This window comes from Arcobacter denitrificans (SeqCode) (assembly GCF_048571185.1).
GTDB lineage: Bacteria > Campylobacterota > Campylobacteria > Campylobacterales > Arcobacteraceae > Arcobacter > Arcobacter denitrificans.
The window spans coordinates 681,977-705,446 of sequence record NZ_CP182350.1 but is presented as its reverse complement, the minus strand read 5'-3'; the positions used below and the strand labels follow the sequence as shown (position 1 = coordinate 705,446).

General features: G+C 35.3%; 1 protein-coding gene. It reads left to right on the top strand.

What is annotated here, in order from left to right:
• Nucleotides 1-25 precede the first annotated feature (25 nt).
• Entirely contained in the window at nucleotides 26-23,413 is a 23,388-nt protein-coding gene (locus ACNI28_RS03535) for an immunoglobulin-like domain-containing protein (protein WP_419765586.1), read from the top strand.
• Nucleotides 23,414-23,470 lie beyond the last annotated feature (57 nt).

The window sequence follows — 23,470 nt, the reverse complement described above, 5'->3', positions numbered from 1 at the left end:
AAATAGTCACCAAAAGGATCTAGTTATGATGAATCTTATTTTAAAACAACCAAATGGAAGTTATGAGGTAATAAAAGTTGATAAAGATATGGTTTTTGACCCAAAAGAAGGGGAAGGCTTTTATTTTGATAACTTTACAGGTTCTGATTATGTAATTAATTTACTTGATGGTGGAAGCTCAATAGAACTTATTTTAGGAACTGAACCTCCAATCAAATTAGTATTCAATGGAATGGTCGACCTTATTACTGCCAATAGCTTAAATCCAGATGCACCCAAAACAGTATTGTCTATAATTAATGAAGCTGAGGGAATTTATAATTTACAACAAACTGTCTTAAACCCTGATTTTAAAGGTGATGATGTTTATGCTTCATTACGTGAACTTTTAGATCAAAATTTAGCTTCTGCGGATAAATCAAATGGTGTATTAATCGATGATTTTGGTGTTTTAACTGATGCTTTAAGTGCATCTGCAGCAGGACAAGTAGTATCTGATTCCTCTACTACTCCACCTTCTATAGATATAGAAACAGCACCTACTTTTGGTGGAAGAGATGCTAGACCTACTGGAAGTAGAAGTTCAAGAGGAGGAAACAACTCTTCTGAAGATAATCCTCCTCAAGATGTTGTTCCTCCTGTTGTTACACCGCCAACTACTACTGGAACACCGACGACTGCAACAGTAAACTTAAGTACAGCAGATGTAAATGAAGATGATGCAAGTGTAACATTCACAGCAACATTAACCTCTCCAGCAGGAGAAACACCTGTAACAATTGTAACAACATTAGGAACAATTACAATAGCAGCAGGAGAATCAACAGGAACATTAACAGTAGATACTCAAGATTCTGATGTGTTTGTAGATCCAGATTCAATAACAGCAACAATTGAAAGTGCAACAGGTGGAAACTTCGAGAACTTAAGTATAGGAACATCAAGTGCAACAGCAAATATAGCAGATACAATAGATACAACAACAGTAAATCTAACAGCAGATGCAAATGTGACTGAGGGTGGAGAAATCACTTATACAGCAACAATTGCAGGAGATAAAGCTCCTCAAAATGATGTAACAGTAACACTTTCAAATGGTGAGACAATTACAATAGAAGCTGGAAAATTAAGTGGAAGTGTAACAGTAGATGCACCAAGTGATGATGTATATTCAGAAGCTGATCAAACATTAAGTGTAACAGCAAGTGTAGACTCAAATGATGGTAATTATGAGAACCTAGTAGTAGGAACAGGTTCAACTAATAGTCCAGTTGAAACAGTAGTAGGTGATACAACAGATACAGTAACAGCAACTCTTACAGCAGATGCAGATGCAGAAGGTGGAGAAATCACTTATACTGTAACATTAACAGATGCAAATGGTAATGAAGTAAAAGCAGATGGAGAAGTAAGTGTAACTTTAGATAATGGTGAGACAATTACAATTGCAGATGATGCTTCAAAAGGAACTGTAACAATAGATGCACAAAGTGATGATGTATACTTAGATGCAGCAGATGTAACAAACGCAATTGATACAATTTCTGGTGGAGGGTTTGAAAACCTAGTAGCTAACGGATCTGATGTAACAGTAAATGTAGCAGATACAATAGATACAACAACAGTAAATCTAACAGCAGATGCAAATGTGACTGAGGGTGGAGAAATCACTTATACAGCAACAATTGCAGGAGATAAAGCTCCTCAAAATGATGTAACAGTAACACTTTCAAATGGTGAGACAATTACAATAGAAGCTGGAAAATTAAGTGGAAGTGTAACAGTAGATGCACCAAGTGATGATGTATATTCAGAAGCTGATCAAACATTAAGTGTAACAGCAAGTGTAGACTCAAATGATGGTAATTATGAGAACCTAGTAGTAGGAACAGGTTCAACTAATAGTCCAGTTGAAACAGTAGTAGGTGATACAACAGATACAGTAACAGCAACTCTTACAGCAGATGCAGATGCAGAAGGTGGAGAAATCACTTATACTGTAACATTAACAGATGCAAATGGTAATGAAGTAAAAGCAGATGGAGAAGTAAGTGTAACTTTAGATAATGGTGAGACAATTACAATTGCAGATGATGCTTCAAAAGGAACTGTAACAATAGATGCACAAAGTGATGATGTATACTTAGATGCAGCAGATGTAACAAACGCAATTGATACAATTTCTGGTGGAGGGTTTGAAAACCTAGTAGCTAACGGATCTGATGTAACAGTAAATGTAGCAGATACAATAGATACAACAACAGTAAATCTAACAGCAGATGCAAATGTGACTGAGGGTGGAGAAATCACTTATACAGCAACAATTGCAGGAGATAAAGCTCCTCAAAATGATGTAACAGTAACACTTTCAAATGGTGAGACAATTACAATAGAAGCTGGAAAATTAAGTGGAAGTGTAACAGTAGATGCACCAAGTGATGATGTATATTCAGAAGCTGATCAAACATTAAGTGTAACAGCAAGTGTAGACTCAAATGATGGTAATTATGAGAACCTAGTAGTAGGAACAGGTTCAACTAATAGTCCAGTTGAAACAGTAGTAGGTGATACAACAGATACAGTAACAGCAACTCTTACAGCAGATGCAGATGCAGAAGGTGGAGAAATCACTTATACTGTAACATTAACAGATGCAAATGGTAATGAAGTAAAAGCAGATGGAGAAGTAAGTGTAACTTTAGATAATGGTGAGACAATTACAATTGCAGATGATGCTTCAAAAGGAACTGTAACAATAGATGCACAAAGTGATGATGTATACTTAGATGCAGCAGATGTAACAAACGCAATTGATACAATTTCTGGTGGAGGGTTTGAAAACCTAGTAGCTAACGGATCTGATGTAACAGTAAATGTAGCAGATACAATAGATACAACAACAGTAAATCTAACAGCAGATGCAAATGTGACTGAGGGTGGAGAAATCACTTATACAGCAACAATTGCAGGAGATAAAGCTCCTCAAAATGATGTAACAGTAACACTTTCAAATGGTGAGACAATTACAATAGAAGCTGGAAAATTAAGTGGAAGTGTAACAGTAGATGCACCAAGTGATGATGTATATTCAGAAGCTGATCAAACATTAAGTGTAACAGCAAGTGTAGACTCAAATGATGGTAATTATGAGAACCTAGTAGTAGGAACAGGTTCAACTAATAGTCCAGTTGAAACAGTAGTAGGTGATACAACAGATACAGTAACAGCAACTCTTACAGCAGATGCAGATGCAGAAGGTGGAGAAATCACTTATACTGTAACATTAACAGATGCAAATGGTAATGAAGTAAAAGCAGATGGAGAAGTAAGTGTAACTTTAGATAATGGTGAGACAATTACAATTGCAGATGATGCTTCAAAAGGAACTGTAACAATAGATGCACAAAGTGATGATGTATACTTAGATGCAGCAGATGTAACAAACGCAATTGATACAATTTCTGGTGGAGGGTTTGAAAACCTAGTAGCTAACGGATCTGATGTAACAGTAAATGTAGCAGATACAATAGATACAACAACAGTAAATCTAACAGCAGATGCAAATGTGACTGAGGGTGGAGAAATCACTTATACAGCAACAATTGCAGGAGATAAAGCTCCTCAAAATGATGTAACAGTAACACTTTCAAATGGTGAGACAATTACAATAGAAGCTGGAAAATTAAGTGGAAGTGTAACAGTAGATGCACCAAGTGATGATGTATATTCAGAAGCTGATCAAACATTAAGTGTAACAGCAAGTGTAGACTCAAATGATGGTAATTATGAGAACCTAGTAGTAGGAACAGGTTCAACTAATAGTCCAGTTGAAACAGTAGTAGGTGATACAACAGATACAGTAACAGCAACTCTTACAGCAGATGCAGATGCAGAAGGTGGAGAAATCACTTATACTGTAACATTAACAGATGCAAATGGTAATGAAGTAAAAGCAGATGGAGAAGTAAGTGTAACTTTAGATAATGGTGAGACAATTACAATTGCAGATGATGCTTCAAAAGGAACTGTAACAATAGATGCACAAAGTGATGATGTATACTTAGATGCAGCAGATGTAACAAACGCAATTGATACAATTTCTGGTGGAGGGTTTGAAAACCTAGTAGCTAACGGATCTGATGTAACAGTAAATGTAGCAGATACAATAGATACAACAACAGTAAATCTAACAGCAGATGCAAATGTGACTGAGGGTGGAGAAATCACTTATACAGCAACAATTGCAGGAGATAAAGCTCCTCAAAATGATGTAACAGTAACACTTTCAAATGGTGAGACAATTACAATAGAAGCTGGAAAATTAAGTGGAAGTGTAACAGTAGATGCACCAAGTGATGATGTATATTCAGAAGCTGATCAAACATTAAGTGTAACAGCAAGTGTAGACTCAAATGATGGTAATTATGAGAACCTAGTAGTAGGAACAGGTTCAACTAATAGTCCAGTTGAAACAGTAGTAGGTGATACAACAGATACAGTAACAGCAACTCTTACAGCAGATGCAGATGCAGAAGGTGGAGAAATCACTTATACTGTAACATTAACAGATGCAAATGGTAATGAAGTAAAAGCAGATGGAGAAGTAAGTGTAACTTTAGATAATGGTGAGACAATTACAATTGCAGATGATGCTTCAAAAGGAACTGTAACAATAGATGCACAAAGTGATGATGTATACTTAGATGCAGCAGATGTAACAAACGCAATTGATACAATTTCTGGTGGAGGGTTTGAAAACCTAGTAGCTAACGGATCTGATGTAACAGTAAATGTAGCAGATACAATAGATACAACAACAGTAAATCTAACAGCAGATGCAAATGTGACTGAGGGTGGAGAAATCACTTATACAGCAACAATTGCAGGAGATAAAGCTCCTCAAAATGATGTAACAGTAACACTTTCAAATGGTGAGACAATTACAATAGAAGCTGGAAAATTAAGTGGAAGTGTAACAGTAGATGCACCAAGTGATGATGTATATTCAGAAGCTGATCAAACATTAAGTGTAACAGCAAGTGTAGACTCAAATGATGGTAATTATGAGAACCTAGTAGTAGGAACAGGTTCAACTAATAGTCCAGTTGAAACAGTAGTAGGTGATACAACAGATACAGTAACAGCAACTCTTACAGCAGATGCAGATGCAGAAGGTGGAGAAATCACTTATACTGTAACATTAACAGATGCAAATGGTAATGAAGTAAAAGCAGATGGAGAAGTAAGTGTAACTTTAGATAATGGTGAGACAATTACAATTGCAGATGATGCTTCAAAAGGAACTGTAACAATAGATGCACAAAGTGATGATGTATACTTAGATGCAGCAGATGTAACAAACGCAATTGATACAATTTCTGGTGGAGGGTTTGAAAACCTAGTAGCTAACGGATCTGATGTAACAGTAAATGTAGCAGATACAATAGATACAACAACAGTAAATCTAACAGCAGATGCAAATGTGACTGAGGGTGGAGAAATCACTTATACAGCAACAATTGCAGGAGATAAAGCTCCTCAAAATGATGTAACAGTAACACTTTCAAATGGTGAGACAATTACAATAGAAGCTGGAAAATTAAGTGGAAGTGTAACAGTAGATGCACCAAGTGATGATGTATATTCAGAAGCTGATCAAACATTAAGTGTAACAGCAAGTGTAGACTCAAATGATGGTAATTATGAGAACCTAGTAGTAGGAACAGGTTCAACTAATAGTCCAGTTGAAACAGTAGTAGGTGATACAACAGATACAGTAACAGCAACTCTTACAGCAGATGCAGATGCAGAAGGTGGAGAAATCACTTATACTGTAACATTAACAGATGCAAATGGTAATGAAGTAAAAGCAGATGGAGAAGTAAGTGTAACTTTAGATAATGGTGAGACAATTACAATTGCAGATGATGCTTCAAAAGGAACTGTAACAATAGATGCACAAAGTGATGATGTATACTTAGATGCAGCAGATGTAACAAACGCAATTGATACAATTTCTGGTGGAGGGTTTGAAAACCTAGTAGCTAACGGATCTGATGTAACAGTAAATGTAGCAGATACAATAGATACAACAACAGTAAATCTAACAGCAGATGCAAATGTGACTGAGGGTGGAGAAATCACTTATACAGCAACAATTGCAGGAGATAAAGCTCCTCAAAATGATGTAACAGTAACACTTTCAAATGGTGAGACAATTACAATAGAAGCTGGAAAATTAAGTGGAAGTGTAACAGTAGATGCACCAAGTGATGATGTATATTCAGAAGCTGATCAAACATTAAGTGTAACAGCAAGTGTAGACTCAAATGATGGTAATTATGAGAACCTAGTAGTAGGAACAGGTTCAACTAATAGTCCAGTTGAAACAGTAGTAGGTGATACAACAGATACAGTAACAGCAACTCTTACAGCAGATGCAGATGCAGAAGGTGGAGAAATCACTTATACTGTAACATTAACAGATGCAAATGGTAATGAAGTAAAAGCAGATGGAGAAGTAAGTGTAACTTTAGATAATGGTGAGACAATTACAATTGCAGATGATGCTTCAAAAGGAACTGTAACAATAGATGCACAAAGTGATGATGTATACTTAGATGCAGCAGATGTAACAAACGCAATTGATACAATTTCTGGTGGAGGGTTTGAAAACCTAGTAGCTAACGGATCTGATGTAACAGTAAATGTAGCAGATACAATAGATACAACAACAGTAAATCTAACAGCAGATGCAAATGTGACTGAGGGTGGAGAAATCACTTATACAGCAACAATTGCAGGAGATAAAGCTCCTCAAAATGATGTAACAGTAACACTTTCAAATGGTGAGACAATTACAATAGAAGCTGGAAAATTAAGTGGAAGTGTAACAGTAGATGCACCAAGTGATGATGTATATTCAGAAGCTGATCAAACATTAAGTGTAACAGCAAGTGTAGACTCAAATGATGGTAATTATGAGAACCTAGTAGTAGGAACAGGTTCAACTAATAGTCCAGTTGAAACAGTAGTAGGTGATACAACAGATACAGTAACAGCAACTCTTACAGCAGATGCAGATGCAGAAGGTGGAGAAATCACTTATACTGTAACATTAACAGATGCAAATGGTAATGAAGTAAAAGCAGATGGAGAAGTAAGTGTAACTTTAGATAATGGTGAGACAATTACAATTGCAGATGATGCTTCAAAAGGAACTGTAACAATAGATGCACAAAGTGATGATGTATACTTAGATGCAGCAGATGTAACAAACGCAATTGATACAATTTCTGGTGGAGGGTTTGAAAACCTAGTAGCTAACGGATCTGATGTAACAGTAAATGTAGCAGATACAATAGATACAACAACAGTAAATCTAACAGCAGATGCAAATGTGACTGAGGGTGGAGAAATCACTTATACAGCAACAATTGCAGGAGATAAAGCTCCTCAAAATGATGTAACAGTAACACTTTCAAATGGTGAGACAATTACAATAGAAGCTGGAAAATTAAGTGGAAGTGTAACAGTAGATGCACCAAGTGATGATGTATATTCAGAAGCTGATCAAACATTAAGTGTAACAGCAAGTGTAGACTCAAATGATGGTAATTATGAGAACCTAGTAGTAGGAACAGGTTCAACTAATAGTCCAGTTGAAACAGTAGTAGGTGATACAACAGATACAGTAACAGCAACTCTTACAGCAGATGCAGATGCAGAAGGTGGAGAAATCACTTATACTGTAACATTAACAGATGCAAATGGTAATGAAGTAAAAGCAGATGGAGAAGTAAGTGTAACTTTAGATAATGGTGAGACAATTACAATTGCAGATGATGCTTCAAAAGGAACTGTAACAATAGATGCACAAAGTGATGATGTATACTTAGATGCAGCAGATGTAACAAACGCAATTGATACAATTTCTGGTGGAGGGTTTGAAAACCTAGTAGCTAACGGATCTGATGTAACAGTAAATGTAGCAGATACAATAGATACAACAACAGTAAATCTAACAGCAGATGCAAATGTGACTGAGGGTGGAGAAATCACTTATACAGCAACAATTGCAGGAGATAAAGCTCCTCAAAATGATGTAACAGTAACACTTTCAAATGGTGAGACAATTACAATAGAAGCTGGAAAATTAAGTGGAAGTGTAACAGTAGATGCACCAAGTGATGATGTATATTCAGAAGCTGATCAAACATTAAGTGTAACAGCAAGTGTAGACTCAAATGATGGTAATTATGAGAACCTAGTAGTAGGAACAGGTTCAACTAATAGTCCAGTTGAAACAGTAGTAGGTGATACAACAGATACAGTAACAGCAACTCTTACAGCAGATGCAGATGCAGAAGGTGGAGAAATCACTTATACTGTAACATTAACAGATGCAAATGGTAATGAAGTAAAAGCAGATGGAGAAGTAAGTGTAACTTTAGATAATGGTGAGACAATTACAATTGCAGATGATGCTTCAAAAGGAACTGTAACAATAGATGCACAAAGTGATGATGTATACTTAGATGCAGCAGATGTAACAAACGCAATTGATACAATTTCTGGTGGAGGGTTTGAAAACCTAGTAGCTAACGGATCTGATGTAACAGTAAATGTAGCAGATACAATAGATACAACAACAGTAAATCTAACAGCAGATGCAAATGTGACTGAGGGTGGAGAAATCACTTATACAGCAACAATTGCAGGAGATAAAGCTCCTCAAAATGATGTAACAGTAACACTTTCAAATGGTGAGACAATTACAATAGAAGCTGGAAAATTAAGTGGAAGTGTAACAGTAGATGCACCAAGTGATGATGTATATTCAGAAGCTGATCAAACATTAAGTGTAACAGCAAGTGTAGACTCAAATGATGGTAATTATGAGAACCTAGTAGTAGGAACAGGTTCAACTAATAGTCCAGTTGAAACAGTAGTAGGTGATACAACAGATACAGTAACAGCAACTCTTACAGCAGATGCAGATGCAGAAGGTGGAGAAATCACTTATACTGTAACATTAACAGATGCAAATGGTAATGAAGTAAAAGCAGATGGAGAAGTAAGTGTAACTTTAGATAATGGTGAGACAATTACAATTGCAGATGATGCTTCAAAAGGAACTGTAACAATAGATGCACAAAGTGATGATGTATACTTAGATGCAGCAGATGTAACAAACGCAATTGATACAATTTCTGGTGGAGGGTTTGAAAACCTAGTAGCTAACGGATCTGATGTAACAGTAAATGTAGCAGATACAATAGATACAACAACAGTAAATCTAACAGCAGATGCAAATGTGACTGAGGGTGGAGAAATCACTTATACAGCAACAATTGCAGGAGATAAAGCTCCTCAAAATGATGTAACAGTAACACTTTCAAATGGTGAGACAATTACAATAGAAGCTGGAAAATTAAGTGGAAGTGTAACAGTAGATGCACCAAGTGATGATGTATATTCAGAAGCTGATCAAACATTAAGTGTAACAGCAAGTGTAGACTCAAATGATGGTAATTATGAGAACCTAGTAGTAGGAACAGGTTCAACTAATAGTCCAGTTGAAACAGTAGTAGGTGATACAACAGATACAGTAACAGCAACTCTTACAGCAGATGCAGATGCAGAAGGTGGAGAAATCACTTATACTGTAACATTAACAGATGCAAATGGTAATGAAGTAAAAGCAGATGGAGAAGTAAGTGTAACTTTAGATAATGGTGAGACAATTACAATTGCAGATGATGCTTCAAAAGGAACTGTAACAATAGATGCACAAAGTGATGATGTATACTTAGATGCAGCAGATGTAACAAACGCAATTGATACAATTTCTGGTGGAGGGTTTGAAAACCTAGTAGCTAACGGATCTGATGTAACAGTAAATGTAGCAGATACAATAGATACAACAACAGTAAATCTAACAGCAGATGCAAATGTGACTGAGGGTGGAGAAATCACTTATACAGCAACAATTGCAGGAGATAAAGCTCCTCAAAATGATGTAACAGTAACACTTTCAAATGGTGAGACAATTACAATAGAAGCTGGAAAATTAAGTGGAAGTGTAACAGTAGATGCACCAAGTGATGATGTATATTCAGAAGCTGATCAAACATTAAGTGTAACAGCAAGTGTAGACTCAAATGATGGTAATTATGAGAACCTAGTAGTAGGAACAGGTTCAACTAATAGTCCAGTTGAAACAGTAGTAGGTGATACAACAGATACAGTAACAGCAACTCTTACAGCAGATGCAGATGCAGAAGGTGGAGAAATCACTTATACTGTAACATTAACAGATGCAAATGGTAATGAAGTAAAAGCAGATGGAGAAGTAAGTGTAACTTTAGATAATGGTGAGACAATTACAATTGCAGATGATGCTTCAAAAGGAACTGTAACAATAGATGCACAAAGTGATGATGTATACTTAGATGCAGCAGATGTAACAAACGCAATTGATACAATTTCTGGTGGAGGGTTTGAAAACCTAGTAGCTAACGGATCTGATGTAACAGTAAATGTAGCAGATACAATAGATACAACAACAGTAAATCTAACAGCAGATGCAAATGTGACTGAGGGTGGAGAAATCACTTATACAGCAACAATTGCAGGAGATAAAGCTCCTCAAAATGATGTAACAGTAACACTTTCAAATGGTGAGACAATTACAATAGAAGCTGGAAAATTAAGTGGAAGTGTAACAGTAGATGCACCAAGTGATGATGTATATTCAGAAGCTGATCAAACATTAAGTGTAACAGCAAGTGTAGACTCAAATGATGGTAATTATGAGAACCTAGTAGTAGGAACAGGTTCAACTAATAGTCCAGTTGAAACAGTAGTAGGTGATACAACAGATACAGTAACAGCAACTCTTACAGCAGATGCAGATGCAGAAGGTGGAGAAATCACTTATACTGTAACATTAACAGATGCAAATGGTAATGAAGTAAAAGCAGATGGAGAAGTAAGTGTAACTTTAGATAATGGTGAGACAATTACAATTGCAGATGATGCTTCAAAAGGAACTGTAACAATAGATGCACAAAGTGATGATGTATACTTAGATGCAGCAGATGTAACAAACGCAATTGATACAATTTCTGGTGGAGGGTTTGAAAACCTAGTAGCTAACGGATCTGATGTAACAGTAAATGTAGCAGATACAATAGATACAACAACAGTAAATCTAACAGCAGATGCAAATGTGACTGAGGGTGGAGAAATCACTTATACAGCAACAATTGCAGGAGATAAAGCTCCTCAAAATGATGTAACAGTAACACTTTCAAATGGTGAGACAATTACAATAGAAGCTGGAAAATTAAGTGGAAGTGTAACAGTAGATGCACCAAGTGATGATGTATATTCAGAAGCTGATCAAACATTAAGTGTAACAGCAAGTGTAGACTCAAATGATGGTAATTATGAGAACCTAGTAGTAGGAACAGGTTCAACTAATAGTCCAGTTGAAACAGTAGTAGGTGATACAACAGATACAGTAACAGCAACTCTTACAGCAGATGCAGATGCAGAAGGTGGAGAAATCACTTATACTGTAACATTAACAGATGCAAATGGTAATGAAGTAAAAGCAGATGGAGAAGTAAGTGTAACTTTAGATAATGGTGAGACAATTACAATTGCAGATGATGCTTCAAAAGGAACTGTAACAATAGATGCACAAAGTGATGATGTATACTTAGATGCAGCAGATGTAACAAACGCAATTGATACAATTTCTGGTGGAGGGTTTGAAAACCTAGTAGCTAACGGATCTGATGTAACAGTAAATGTAGCAGATACAATAGATACAACAACAGTAAATCTAACAGCAGATGCAAATGTGACTGAGGGTGGAGAAATCACTTATACAGCAACAATTGCAGGAGATAAAGCTCCTCAAAATGATGTAACAGTAACACTTTCAAATGGTGAGACAATTACAATAGAAGCTGGAAAATTAAGTGGAAGTGTAACAGTAGATGCACCAAGTGATGATGTATATTCAGAAGCTGATCAAACATTAAGTGTAACAGCAAGTGTAGACTCAAATGATGGTAATTATGAGAACCTAGTAGTAGGAACAGGTTCAACTAATAGTCCAGTTGAAACAGTAGTAGGTGATACAACAGATACAGTAACAGCAACTCTTACAGCAGATGCAGATGCAGAAGGTGGAGAAATCACTTATACTGTAACATTAACAGATGCAAATGGTAATGAAGTAAAAGCAGATGGAGAAGTAAGTGTAACTTTAGATAATGGTGAGACAATTACAATTGCAGATGATGCTTCAAAAGGAACTGTAACAATAGATGCACAAAGTGATGATGTATACTTAGATGCAGCAGATGTAACAAACGCAATTGATACAATTTCTGGTGGAGGGTTTGAAAACCTAGTAGCTAACGGATCTGATGTAACAGTAAATGTAGCAGATACAATAGATACAACAACAGTAAATCTAACAGCAGATGCAAATGTGACTGAGGGTGGAGAAATCACTTATACAGCAACAATTGCAGGAGATAAAGCTCCTCAAAATGATGTAACAGTAACACTTTCAAATGGTGAGACAATTACAATAGAAGCTGGAAAATTAAGTGGAAGTGTAACAGTAGATGCACCAAGTGATGATGTATATTCAGAAGCTGATCAAACATTAAGTGTAACAGCAAGTGTAGACTCAAATGATGGTAATTATGAGAACCTAGTAGTAGGAACAGGTTCAACTAATAGTCCAGTTGAAACAGTAGTAGGTGATACAACAGATACAGTAACAGCAACTCTTACAGCAGATGCAGATGCAGAAGGTGGAGAAATCACTTATACTGTAACATTAACAGATGCAAATGGTAATGAAGTAAAAGCAGATGGAGAAGTAAGTGTAACTTTAGATAATGGTGAGACAATTACAATTGCAGATGATGCTTCAAAAGGAACTGTAACAATAGATGCACAAAGTGATGATGTATACTTAGATGCAGCAGATGTAACAAACGCAATTGATACAATTTCTGGTGGAGGGTTTGAAAACCTAGTAGCTAACGGATCTGATGTAACAGTAAATGTAGCAGATACAATAGATACAACAACAGTAAATCTAACAGCAGATGCAAATGTGACTGAGGGTGGAGAAATCACTTATACAGCAACAATTGCAGGAGATAAAGCTCCTCAAAATGATGTAACAGTAACACTTTCAAATGGTGAGACAATTACAATAGAAGCTGGAAAATTAAGTGGAAGTGTAACAGTAGATGCACCAAGTGATGATGTATATTCAGAAGCTGATCAAACATTAAGTGTAACAGCAAGTGTAGACTCAAATGATGGTAATTATGAGAACCTAGTAGTAGGAACAGGTTCAACTAATAGTCCAGTTGAAACAGTAGTAGGTGATACAACAGATACAGTAACAGCAACTCTTACAGCAGATGCAGATGCAGAAGGTGGAGAAATCACTTATACTGTAACATTAACAGATGCAAATGGTAATGAAGTAAAAGCAGATGGAGAAGTAAGTGTAACTTTAGATAATGGTGAGACAATTACAATTGCAGATGATGCTTCAAAAGGAACTGTAACAATAGATGCACAAAGTGATGATGTATACTTAGATGCAGCAGATGTAACAAACGCAATTGATACAATTTCTGGTGGAGGGTTTGAAAACCTAGTAGCTAACGGATCTGATGTAACAGTAAATGTAGCAGATACAATAGATACAACAACAGTAAATCTAACAGCAGATGCAAATGTGACTGAGGGTGGAGAAATCACTTATACAGCAACAATTGCAGGAGATAAAGCTCCTCAAAATGATGTAACAGTAACACTTTCAAATGGTGAGACAATTACAATAGAAGCTGGAAAATTAAGTGGAAGTGTAACAGTAGATGCACCAAGTGATGATGTATATTCAGAAGCTGATCAAACATTAAGTGTAACAGCAAGTGTAGACTCAAATGATGGTAATTATGAGAACCTAGTAGTAGGAACAGGTTCAACTAATAGTCCAGTTGAAACAGTAGTAGGTGATACAACAGATACAGTAACAGCAACTCTTACAGCAGATGCAGATGCAGAAGGTGGAGAAATCACTTATACTGTAACATTAACAGATGCAAATGGTAATGAAGTAAAAGCAGATGGAGAAGTAAGTGTAACTTTAGATAATGGTGAGACAATTACAATTGCAGATGATGCTTCAAAAGGAACTGTAACAATAGATGCACAAAGTGATGATGTATACTTAGATGCAGCAGATGTAACAAACGCAATTGATACAATTTCTGGTGGAGGGTTTGAAAACCTAGTAGCTAACGGATCTGATGTAACAGTAAATGTAGCAGATACAATAGATACAACAACAGTAAATCTAACAGCAGATGCAAATGTGACTGAGGGTGGAGAAATCACTTATACAGCAACAATTGCAGGAGATAAAGCTCCTCAAAATGATGTAACAGTAACACTTTCAAATGGTGAGACAATTACAATAGAAGCTGGAAAATTAAGTGGAAGTGTAACAGTAGATGCACCAAGTGATGATGTATATTCAGAAGCTGATCAAACATTAAGTGTAACAGCAAGTGTAGACTCAAATGATGGTAATTATGAGAACCTAGTAGTAGGAACAGGTTCAACTAATAGTCCAGTTGAAACAGTAGTAGGTGATACAACAGATACAGTAACAGCAACTCTTACAGCAGATGCAGATGCAGAAGGTGGAGAAATCACTTATACTGTAACATTAACAGATGCAAATGGTAATGAAGTAAAAGCAGATGGAGAAGTAAGTGTAACTTTAGATAATGGTGAGACAATTACAATTGCAGATGATGCTTCAAAAGGAACTGTAACAATAGATGCACAAAGTGATGATGTATACTTAGATGCAGCAGATGTAACAAACGCAATTGATACAATTTCTGGTGGAGGGTTTGAAAACCTAGTAGCTAACGGATCTGATGTAACAGTAAATGTAGCAGATACAATAGATACAACAACAGTAAATCTAACAGCAGATGCAAATGTGACTGAGGGTGGAGAAATCACTTATACAGCAACAATTGCAGGAGATAAAGCTCCTCAAAATGATGTAACAGTAACACTTTCAAATGGTGAGACAATTACAATAGAAGCTGGAAAATTAAGTGGAAGTGTAACAGTAGATGCACCAAGTGATGATGTATATTCAGAAGCTGATCAAACATTAAGTGTAACAGCAAGTGTAGACTCAAATGATGGTAATTATGAGAACCTAGTAGTAGGAACAGGTTCAACTAATAGTCCAGTTGAAACAGTAGTAGGTGATACAACAGATACAGTAACAGCAACTCTTACAGCAGATGCAGATGCAGAAGGTGGAGAAATCACTTATACTGTAACATTAACAGATGCAAATGGTAATGAAGTAAAAGCAGATGGAGAAGTAAGTGTAACTTTAGATAATGGTGAGACAATTACAATTGCAGATGATGCTTCAAAAGGAACTGTAACAATAGATGCACAAAGTGATGATGTATACTTAGATGCAGCAGATGTAACAAACGCAATTGATACAATTTCTGGTGGAGGGTTTGAAAACCTAGTAGCTAACGGATCTGATGTAACAGTAAATGTAGCAGATACAATAGATACAACAACAGTAAATCTAACAGCAGATGCAAATGTGACTGAGGGTGGAGAAATCACTTATACAGCAACAATTGCAGGAGATAAAGCTCCTCAAAATGATGTAACAGTAACACTTTCAAATGGTGAGACAATTACAATAGAAGCTGGAAAATTAAGTGGAAGTGTAACAGTAGATGCACCAAGTGATGATGTATATTCAGAAGCTGATCAAACATTAAGTGTAACAGCAAGTGTAGACTCAAATGATGGTAATTATGAGAACCTAGTAGTAGGAACAGGTTCAACTAATAGTCCAGTTGAAACAGTAGTAGGTGATACAACAGATACAGTAACAGCAACTCTTACAGCAGATGCAGATGCAGAAGGTGGAGAAATCACTTATACTGTAACATTAACAGATGCAAATGGTAATGAAGTAAAAGCAGATGGAGAAGTAAGTGTAACTTTAGATAATGGTGAGACAATTACAATTGCAGATGATGCTTCAAAAGGAACTGTAACAATAGATGCACAAAGTGATGATGTATACTTAGATGCAGCAGATGTAACAAACGCAATTGATACAATTTCTGGTGGAGGGTTTGAAAACCTAGTAGCTAACGGATCTGATGTAACAGTAAATGTAGCAGATACAATAGATACAACAACAGTAAATCTAACAGCAGATGCAAATGTGACTGAGGGTGGAGAAATCACTTATACAGCAACAATTGCAGGAGATAAAGCTCCTCAAAATGATGTAACAGTAACACTTTCAAATGGTGAGACAATTACAATAGAAGCTGGAAAATTAAGTGGAAGTGTAACAGTAGATGCACCAAGTGATGATGTATATTCAGAAGCTGATCAAACATTAAGTGTAACAGCAAGTGTAGACTCAAATGATGGTAATTATGAGAACCTAGTAGTAGGAACAGGTTCAACTAATAGTCCAGTTGAAACAGTAGTAGGTGATACAACAGATACAGTAACAGCAACTCTTACAGCAGATGCAGATGCAGAAGGTGGAGAAATCACTTATACTGTAACATTAACAGATGCAAATGGTAATGAAGTAAAAGCAGATGGAGAAGTAAGTGTAACTTTAGATAATGGTGAGACAATTACAATTGCAGATGATGCTTCAAAAGGAACTGTAACAATAGATGCACAAAGTGATGATGTATACTTAGATGCAGCAGATGTAACAAACGCAATTGATACAATTTCTGGTGGAGGGTTTGAAAACCTAGTAGCTAACGGATCTGATGTAACAGTAAATGTAGCAGATACAATAGATACAACAACAGTAAATCTAACAGCAGATGCAAATGTGACTGAGGGTGGAGAAATCACTTATACAGCAACAATTGCAGGAGATAAAGCTCCTCAAAATGATGTAACAGTAACACTTTCAAATGGTGAGACAATTACAATAGAAGCTGGAAAATTAAGTGGAAGTGTAACAGTAGATGCACCAAGTGATGATGTATATTCAGAAGCTGATCAAACATTAAGTGTAACAGCAAGTGTAGACTCAAATGATGGTAATTATGAGAACCTAGTAGTAGGAACAGGTTCAACTAATAGTCCAGTTGAAACAGTAGTAGGTGATACAGCAACAGATACAACATTGACATTAAATGATGTATCTGTAAATGAAGGTGCTGGAACAGCAACAGTAGGAGCAACATTAACTTCAACACCAACAGATGGACCACTTGTAATTACTTTAGATAATGGTTCAACTATTACATTCACAACTGATTATGTACCAGGAACAATTGTAGAATCAACACCATTTGATGTACAAGATAATGATGTTTATAATGATTCAGAGTCATATGATATTTCAGTTGAAACTGTAAGTGGTGGAGATGAATTTGAAAACTTAGTTACTACAGATAGTGCGACAGTTACAGTATCTGATACTACAGACTTGGTTAATTTAACAATTTCTGGTCCAAGTGAAGTAAAAGAGGGAAAAACTGCTAAATATACTATTGAAATAGATGAAAAAGCTCAAACTGATGTAACAATTAAAGTTGTTACAGGACATATTACTACTGAAAGTGGAGATATTGTTGATGTAACACAAGATGTTGTAATAAAAGCAAATCAAACAAAAGCTACCATATCTGTTGAAACTGTTAAAGATAGTGAAGTAGAAGGTAATGAAGACTTTAAGATAAGTATTGCAAAAGATACATCTGGTAACTATGAAATAAGTGGAGGTAACTTTGAAAATTTAGTTGTAAGTAATGATAGTGTTACAACTACAATAATTGATAAAACTGTAAATGTGCATGCAAACTCTGTAGTAGTTGATGAAGATGCACTAATTGATACTAATGATAATGATGGATATGCAACACAGAAAGTTGCTACTGGAGATATTACACTAGATAATGTTGATCAGGTATTATTCTCAACTAATCAAACTACTACATTGACTTCTAATGGAAAAGAGATAACTTTAACAGTAAGTGCTAATGGAAAAACACTAGTAGGTGAAACAGAAGATAGTACAGTATTTACAGCAACGTTATCTGAGGATGGAACATCATATACATTTGAGTTAATGGATGTAGTTGATCATATGGATACAGCTAGCGAAGATGCTCAAACACTTGGTTTAAAAGTTATTGCTTCAAATGATGAAAATAGTGAAGAGACTACTTTAGATATAACAATAGCAGATGATGTTGTTTCAATAGATGATTCAAATGAAAACGGTATTAGTTTAGATAATAGTCAATTTACTAACTTAATTATAAATGGAAGTTTTGAAGATATCACTGGTCATAGAGTTGGTGGAAGTGGAAATAAAGGCTTCATTGTTGACCAAGATATTTCAGGTGGAAACTGGTCTGGTATGCAGTCTATGGAAGGTTGGCAACTTATGAGTCCAACTTCAGAATGGATGGAGCCACATGAAGGTGCGCATGCAAGTGTTGGAACAGCTGATGGTTCAAATTATATGGACTTAGGTGAGACTAATAATAGTGGAGATAGTGATGTAGAAAATACTCATATTGGACAAATCATTGGTGGAGTTCAAGATGATGTGGTATATGAGTTAAACTTTGCATATGCTGATAAAGCCTTTACACAAGTAAATGAATCAGATTCAGGAGTCCTAGAAGTTTATTGGGGTGGAGAACTTATTCAAGTTATTGAAGGAAATCAAGAAGGATGGAATACATCTTCTATTGAAGTAGTTGGAGGTTCTGGTGATGGAACTAACAGATTAGAATTCAAAGAAGTTGGTGAAGGTAGTGATAACTGGGGTATGGCAATCGATGATATAAGCATGATAGCTTCAGAAGTAACTACTACAGGAACACTAGATGATGATGCAAATATTGATGTATCATTTGGTGCTGATGGTGAAGGTACATTTAGTTTAGGTGAATTAGATAGTTGGACTTTAAGTTCGGATAAATTGACTTTATCAAAAGATGATGGATCGGCAACTGTTTCTATAGATTCAGTAAGTGGAAATTATTCTATAACACAGAGTGCTTCTTTATTAGGTGGTCAAATTAATATACCAATTATTGCAACTGATGGAGATGGTGATGCTCAAACGACATCTTTAATCCTTAATCCAACTAATTTAGCAACAGATAGTTTACCTGAAAATATTTACGTACAAATTGATGATGCACAAACTACAGAAGGTGGAACATTAGTTCATAAAATTACACTAGTTGATGAGAATGGAAATGAAGTTAGAGTTCCTGCTGGAGAATGGGTAGAAGTTAACTTAAACTATACTCCAACAGCAACAAATGGTGCTCAATCTTCTGATTATGCATCTCAAACTACTGTAAGAGTTTATGGTGGTACAAGTGGAGTATTTGTGTTCAATGATACTATTGAAGATACAATTGATGAAAATAATGAGTCTTATATTGTTTCAGTTAGTGGAATTGATTCATCAAATGAAGCAATTTCATCTAAAGTTACTTACAGTGATACAGCAACAGGAGAAATAATTGATGATGATGTAGACAACTCAACAACTGCAACAGTTTCAATTGTAGATGCAAGTGACTCAAATGATGTTATTGATGCAAGTGAGGGAAGTGCTGAAAAAGCTACTATAAGTGGTCAAATTGAAGTTGGAGCAACTATTACTGCATTGAGTGTAACAGATGGGAATAGTACTATTGAAATTGACCCAGCAAATGTAACAATAAATAATGATGGCACATTTACTATCGAAAACTTTGATGTAAGTTCATTAAATGATGGAGAATTAACAGTTAACTTAAGTAGTGAGGATACTTATGGTAATACTGCAAGTGCAAGTGATACTGTAGATATGGATACAATAGCTAATATTACAATTGATAATGCAGAGATTACAAGTACAGCAGATGCAACATATACAGCATATGCTTACAATGGTGATAATTTTATGACAGGAAACTTTAATAATCCTGGTAGTATAAAACTTAATAGTGTAAATGAAACTGCTATAACAACCGAGTATGGAGTTGGTATTCAAAATAACCAAAATGAGAGTGAAAGTGGAATCGATGATAATGAAACACTTTTAGTTGCTCTTAACCAAGACTCTTCTAGTGCAACATTTAAATTAAATGTCCCTGCAAGTGAATCATTTGAAGGGGGATGGGTTGCCTTTGATTCAAATGGGGATGCAATAACTGTAGGTACTTTTGAAAGTAATGGTGGAGATATTAATCTTACTATTGATGATCTAGGTGAAAACTTTGCTTACATAGCATTTGATGCACATACAGATAATGGACAAGCGAGTGATAGCGGTTTTTATGTAGAGCCTGTGAGTTTTGTTGATGGAAATGGAAATACAGTTAATTTTGACAGTACAACAGAAACTTTAGATATTTCAGGAACTACGACCGATATTGAATCTGGACAAACTATAAATATAGAATTAACAGATGGTGTTAACACTGTAACTACAACAGTGCAAGTGCAAAATGATGGATCTTATTCTCTTGAAGATTATGACGTAAGTGAATTATCATCTGGTGAAATATCAATAAATGTTACAACAACAGATGTTGCAGGAAACCCAGCAACTGTTGATACAACTATCACCTTAGTTGAAGATAGTACTTCTTCTATGGCAGATGCAATTGACCAAGTACCAGAAAGTATAGATGAAACACAAACACTAGAAATTAGTGATAATTCTATTGCTACAAACTTAGTGCTTACTTTTGATGTGTCGGGAAGTATGAAAGGTGATAAATTAGAATTAGCAAAAGAATCAACAATAAATATGATTGATAAATATAGTGAGTTAGGTGATGTAAAAGTTATGTTAACATCATTTGCTAATTATGGCCAAACACTAACAGGAAATATAGGTTCAGTATGGCTAAGTGTATCAGAAGCAAAAGCATATATAAATGGGTTTACTGCTGATGGTGGTACAAACTATGATGATGCGCTAGTAGATGTAACAACAGCAATGAATAGTGAGACTGTACCTACAAGTGATCAAATGATTTCATATTTTGTATCAGATGGTAAACCAACATATAATATGGCAGATACAAATAATAATGGTACATATGAAACAAGAACTGGAAATGGTTATGATACAACAGGTGTAACGGATGCAATAGCTGACACATATAAAGCCTTATCATTTACTCATAGTTATGCAGTAGGTATAGGCGATGATTCATTGACACAATATTTATCTGAAATAGTAGAAAACAATAATGTAATAGTTGTAGATGATGCAAATGATTTAAATAATACTTTATCAAATACAGTTAGCTCTGACACAATTTCTGGAAATATTTTAGATAATGTAAGTGGTGGTGATGGAGATATAACATTGACAAAAATAACAATGGGTGATACAGATTATACTTCAACCGATATGCCAATTACAACTGCTGAAGGAGCAACATTAAATATTGATTTTACAACAGGAGATTATACATATTCTGGAAGTTCAAATAACTTTTCAGCAGATGTTTCTGAAACATTTGTTGTAACAGCAAGAGATGAAGATGGTGATACAACTGCATTTAATGTAAATATTAATGTAGTCGTTCCAGTAGTAGATGCAACACCAGAAAGTATAGATGAAACACAAACATTAAGTTTTGATGGTACAGCAGCTGCCATAGCAACAAATGTGGTAATTACGCTGGATGTCTCAGGAAGTATGACAAATAATCATGAGGATGTAAATAGATTAGCTTTAGCAAAAGAAGCCTTAGAAAATATGATAAATGAGTATGAATCACAAGGTAGTGTAAATGTAAAACTTGTAACATTTAATAGTGAAGGTCAAGCTATAAATAATTGGATGAGTGCAGAAGATGCAATTTCTGCAATAGATGACTTAAGTGCTGGTGGATATACAAACTATGAAGATGCAGTTTATGAAACATACCATAACTATAGTGAACCAAGTGCAGATAGAACAGTTGCATACTTTATTTCAGATGGTGAACCAACAAAAGAGAATAATGAAGGATATGACCAATATTATAATACAGGAAGTGATTATGAAAATGGTTGGTTAGATAGCTCTTATCAAAATGGATGGAACAATTTTGTAGATACATATGTAGATAGTCTTCATGTAATAGCTATGGGAAGTGGAATAAGTGATACAAGTTATTTAGATGTTTTAGCACAAGCAGGAGATGTAGAAACTACTGTTGTAACAGATTCAACACAATTAAGTTTATCAATACCATCAAATGATGAAATAGCAACTGTAAATGGAAATATATTAGATAATGTAAGTGGTGGTGATGGAGAGATAACATTAACAAAAATTTCAATAGGTGGTACAGATTATACTTCAGCTGATATGCCTATTACTACTCCATTGGGAGCAACATTAGCAGTAAATTTTGCTACTGGAGCATATATATATAGTGTAAATTCTTCTGATTTTACATCAGATGTTCTTGAAACATTTAACGTAACAGCAAGTGATGAAGATGGAGATACTACATCATTTAATGTAGGTATGAATGTAATTGCACCTACTTCAGATAATAATGATACTTCAACACCTATAGAAGATCCAATAACAGAAAATGCAGTAAATGAAGGTGATGGTAGAACTAATCATTGGGATGAACTTGAAACAAGTGACAATGATGATGTTATTATTGCTGGAGATAATTGGAATGATGTTGATCTTGAAAAAGGAGATGATAATCTTACAATTGGAGATGGAGATAGTACAAACTGGTCAAAAATTGATGCTGATAAAGGTGATGATAATATCAAAGCTGGAGATAATTGGGATGAAATTAAATTAGGCAGTGGAGATGATACTCTTCAAGTGGGTGACGCAAATAGTAATAATTGGTCAAGTATTGATGCAGGAAAAGGTGATGATATAATCAAAGCTGGAGATAACTGGAATAAAATTGATGGTGGAAAAGGTGAAGATACTTTAGTTTTAACCAATGAAGATATAGATTTAGGAAGTATATTAGAACATACACAAATAAAAAGTATCGAGAACTTGGACTTAACTAATGGACAAGCACAAGAGATAAGTATAAATCTGGATGACATTTTAAATATTGAAGATAATGACAATGAACTAAAAATCTTCGGAGATAGTGATGATAAAGTTACTCTTGAAGGTGGAGATGAAAAATGGTCTAGTAAAGGACAAGAAGAAATTGATGGAGAAACATTTAATGTTTATGAGGGAATAAGTTCAAATGTAAAAGTACTTATTGACGATGATGTTTCAATTGATCCAGACTTTTAATAAGTAGAAAAGAGAGACTTCTCTTTTCTACAAATTTTATCTTTATAAAAAATTAGT

Bases quoted from the DNA above. Each gene is read 5' to 3' on its own strand.
- ACNI28_RS03535 (WP_419765586.1), top strand. From the start codon at position 26: ATGATGAATCTTATTTTAAAACAACCAAATGGAAGTTATGAGGTAATA.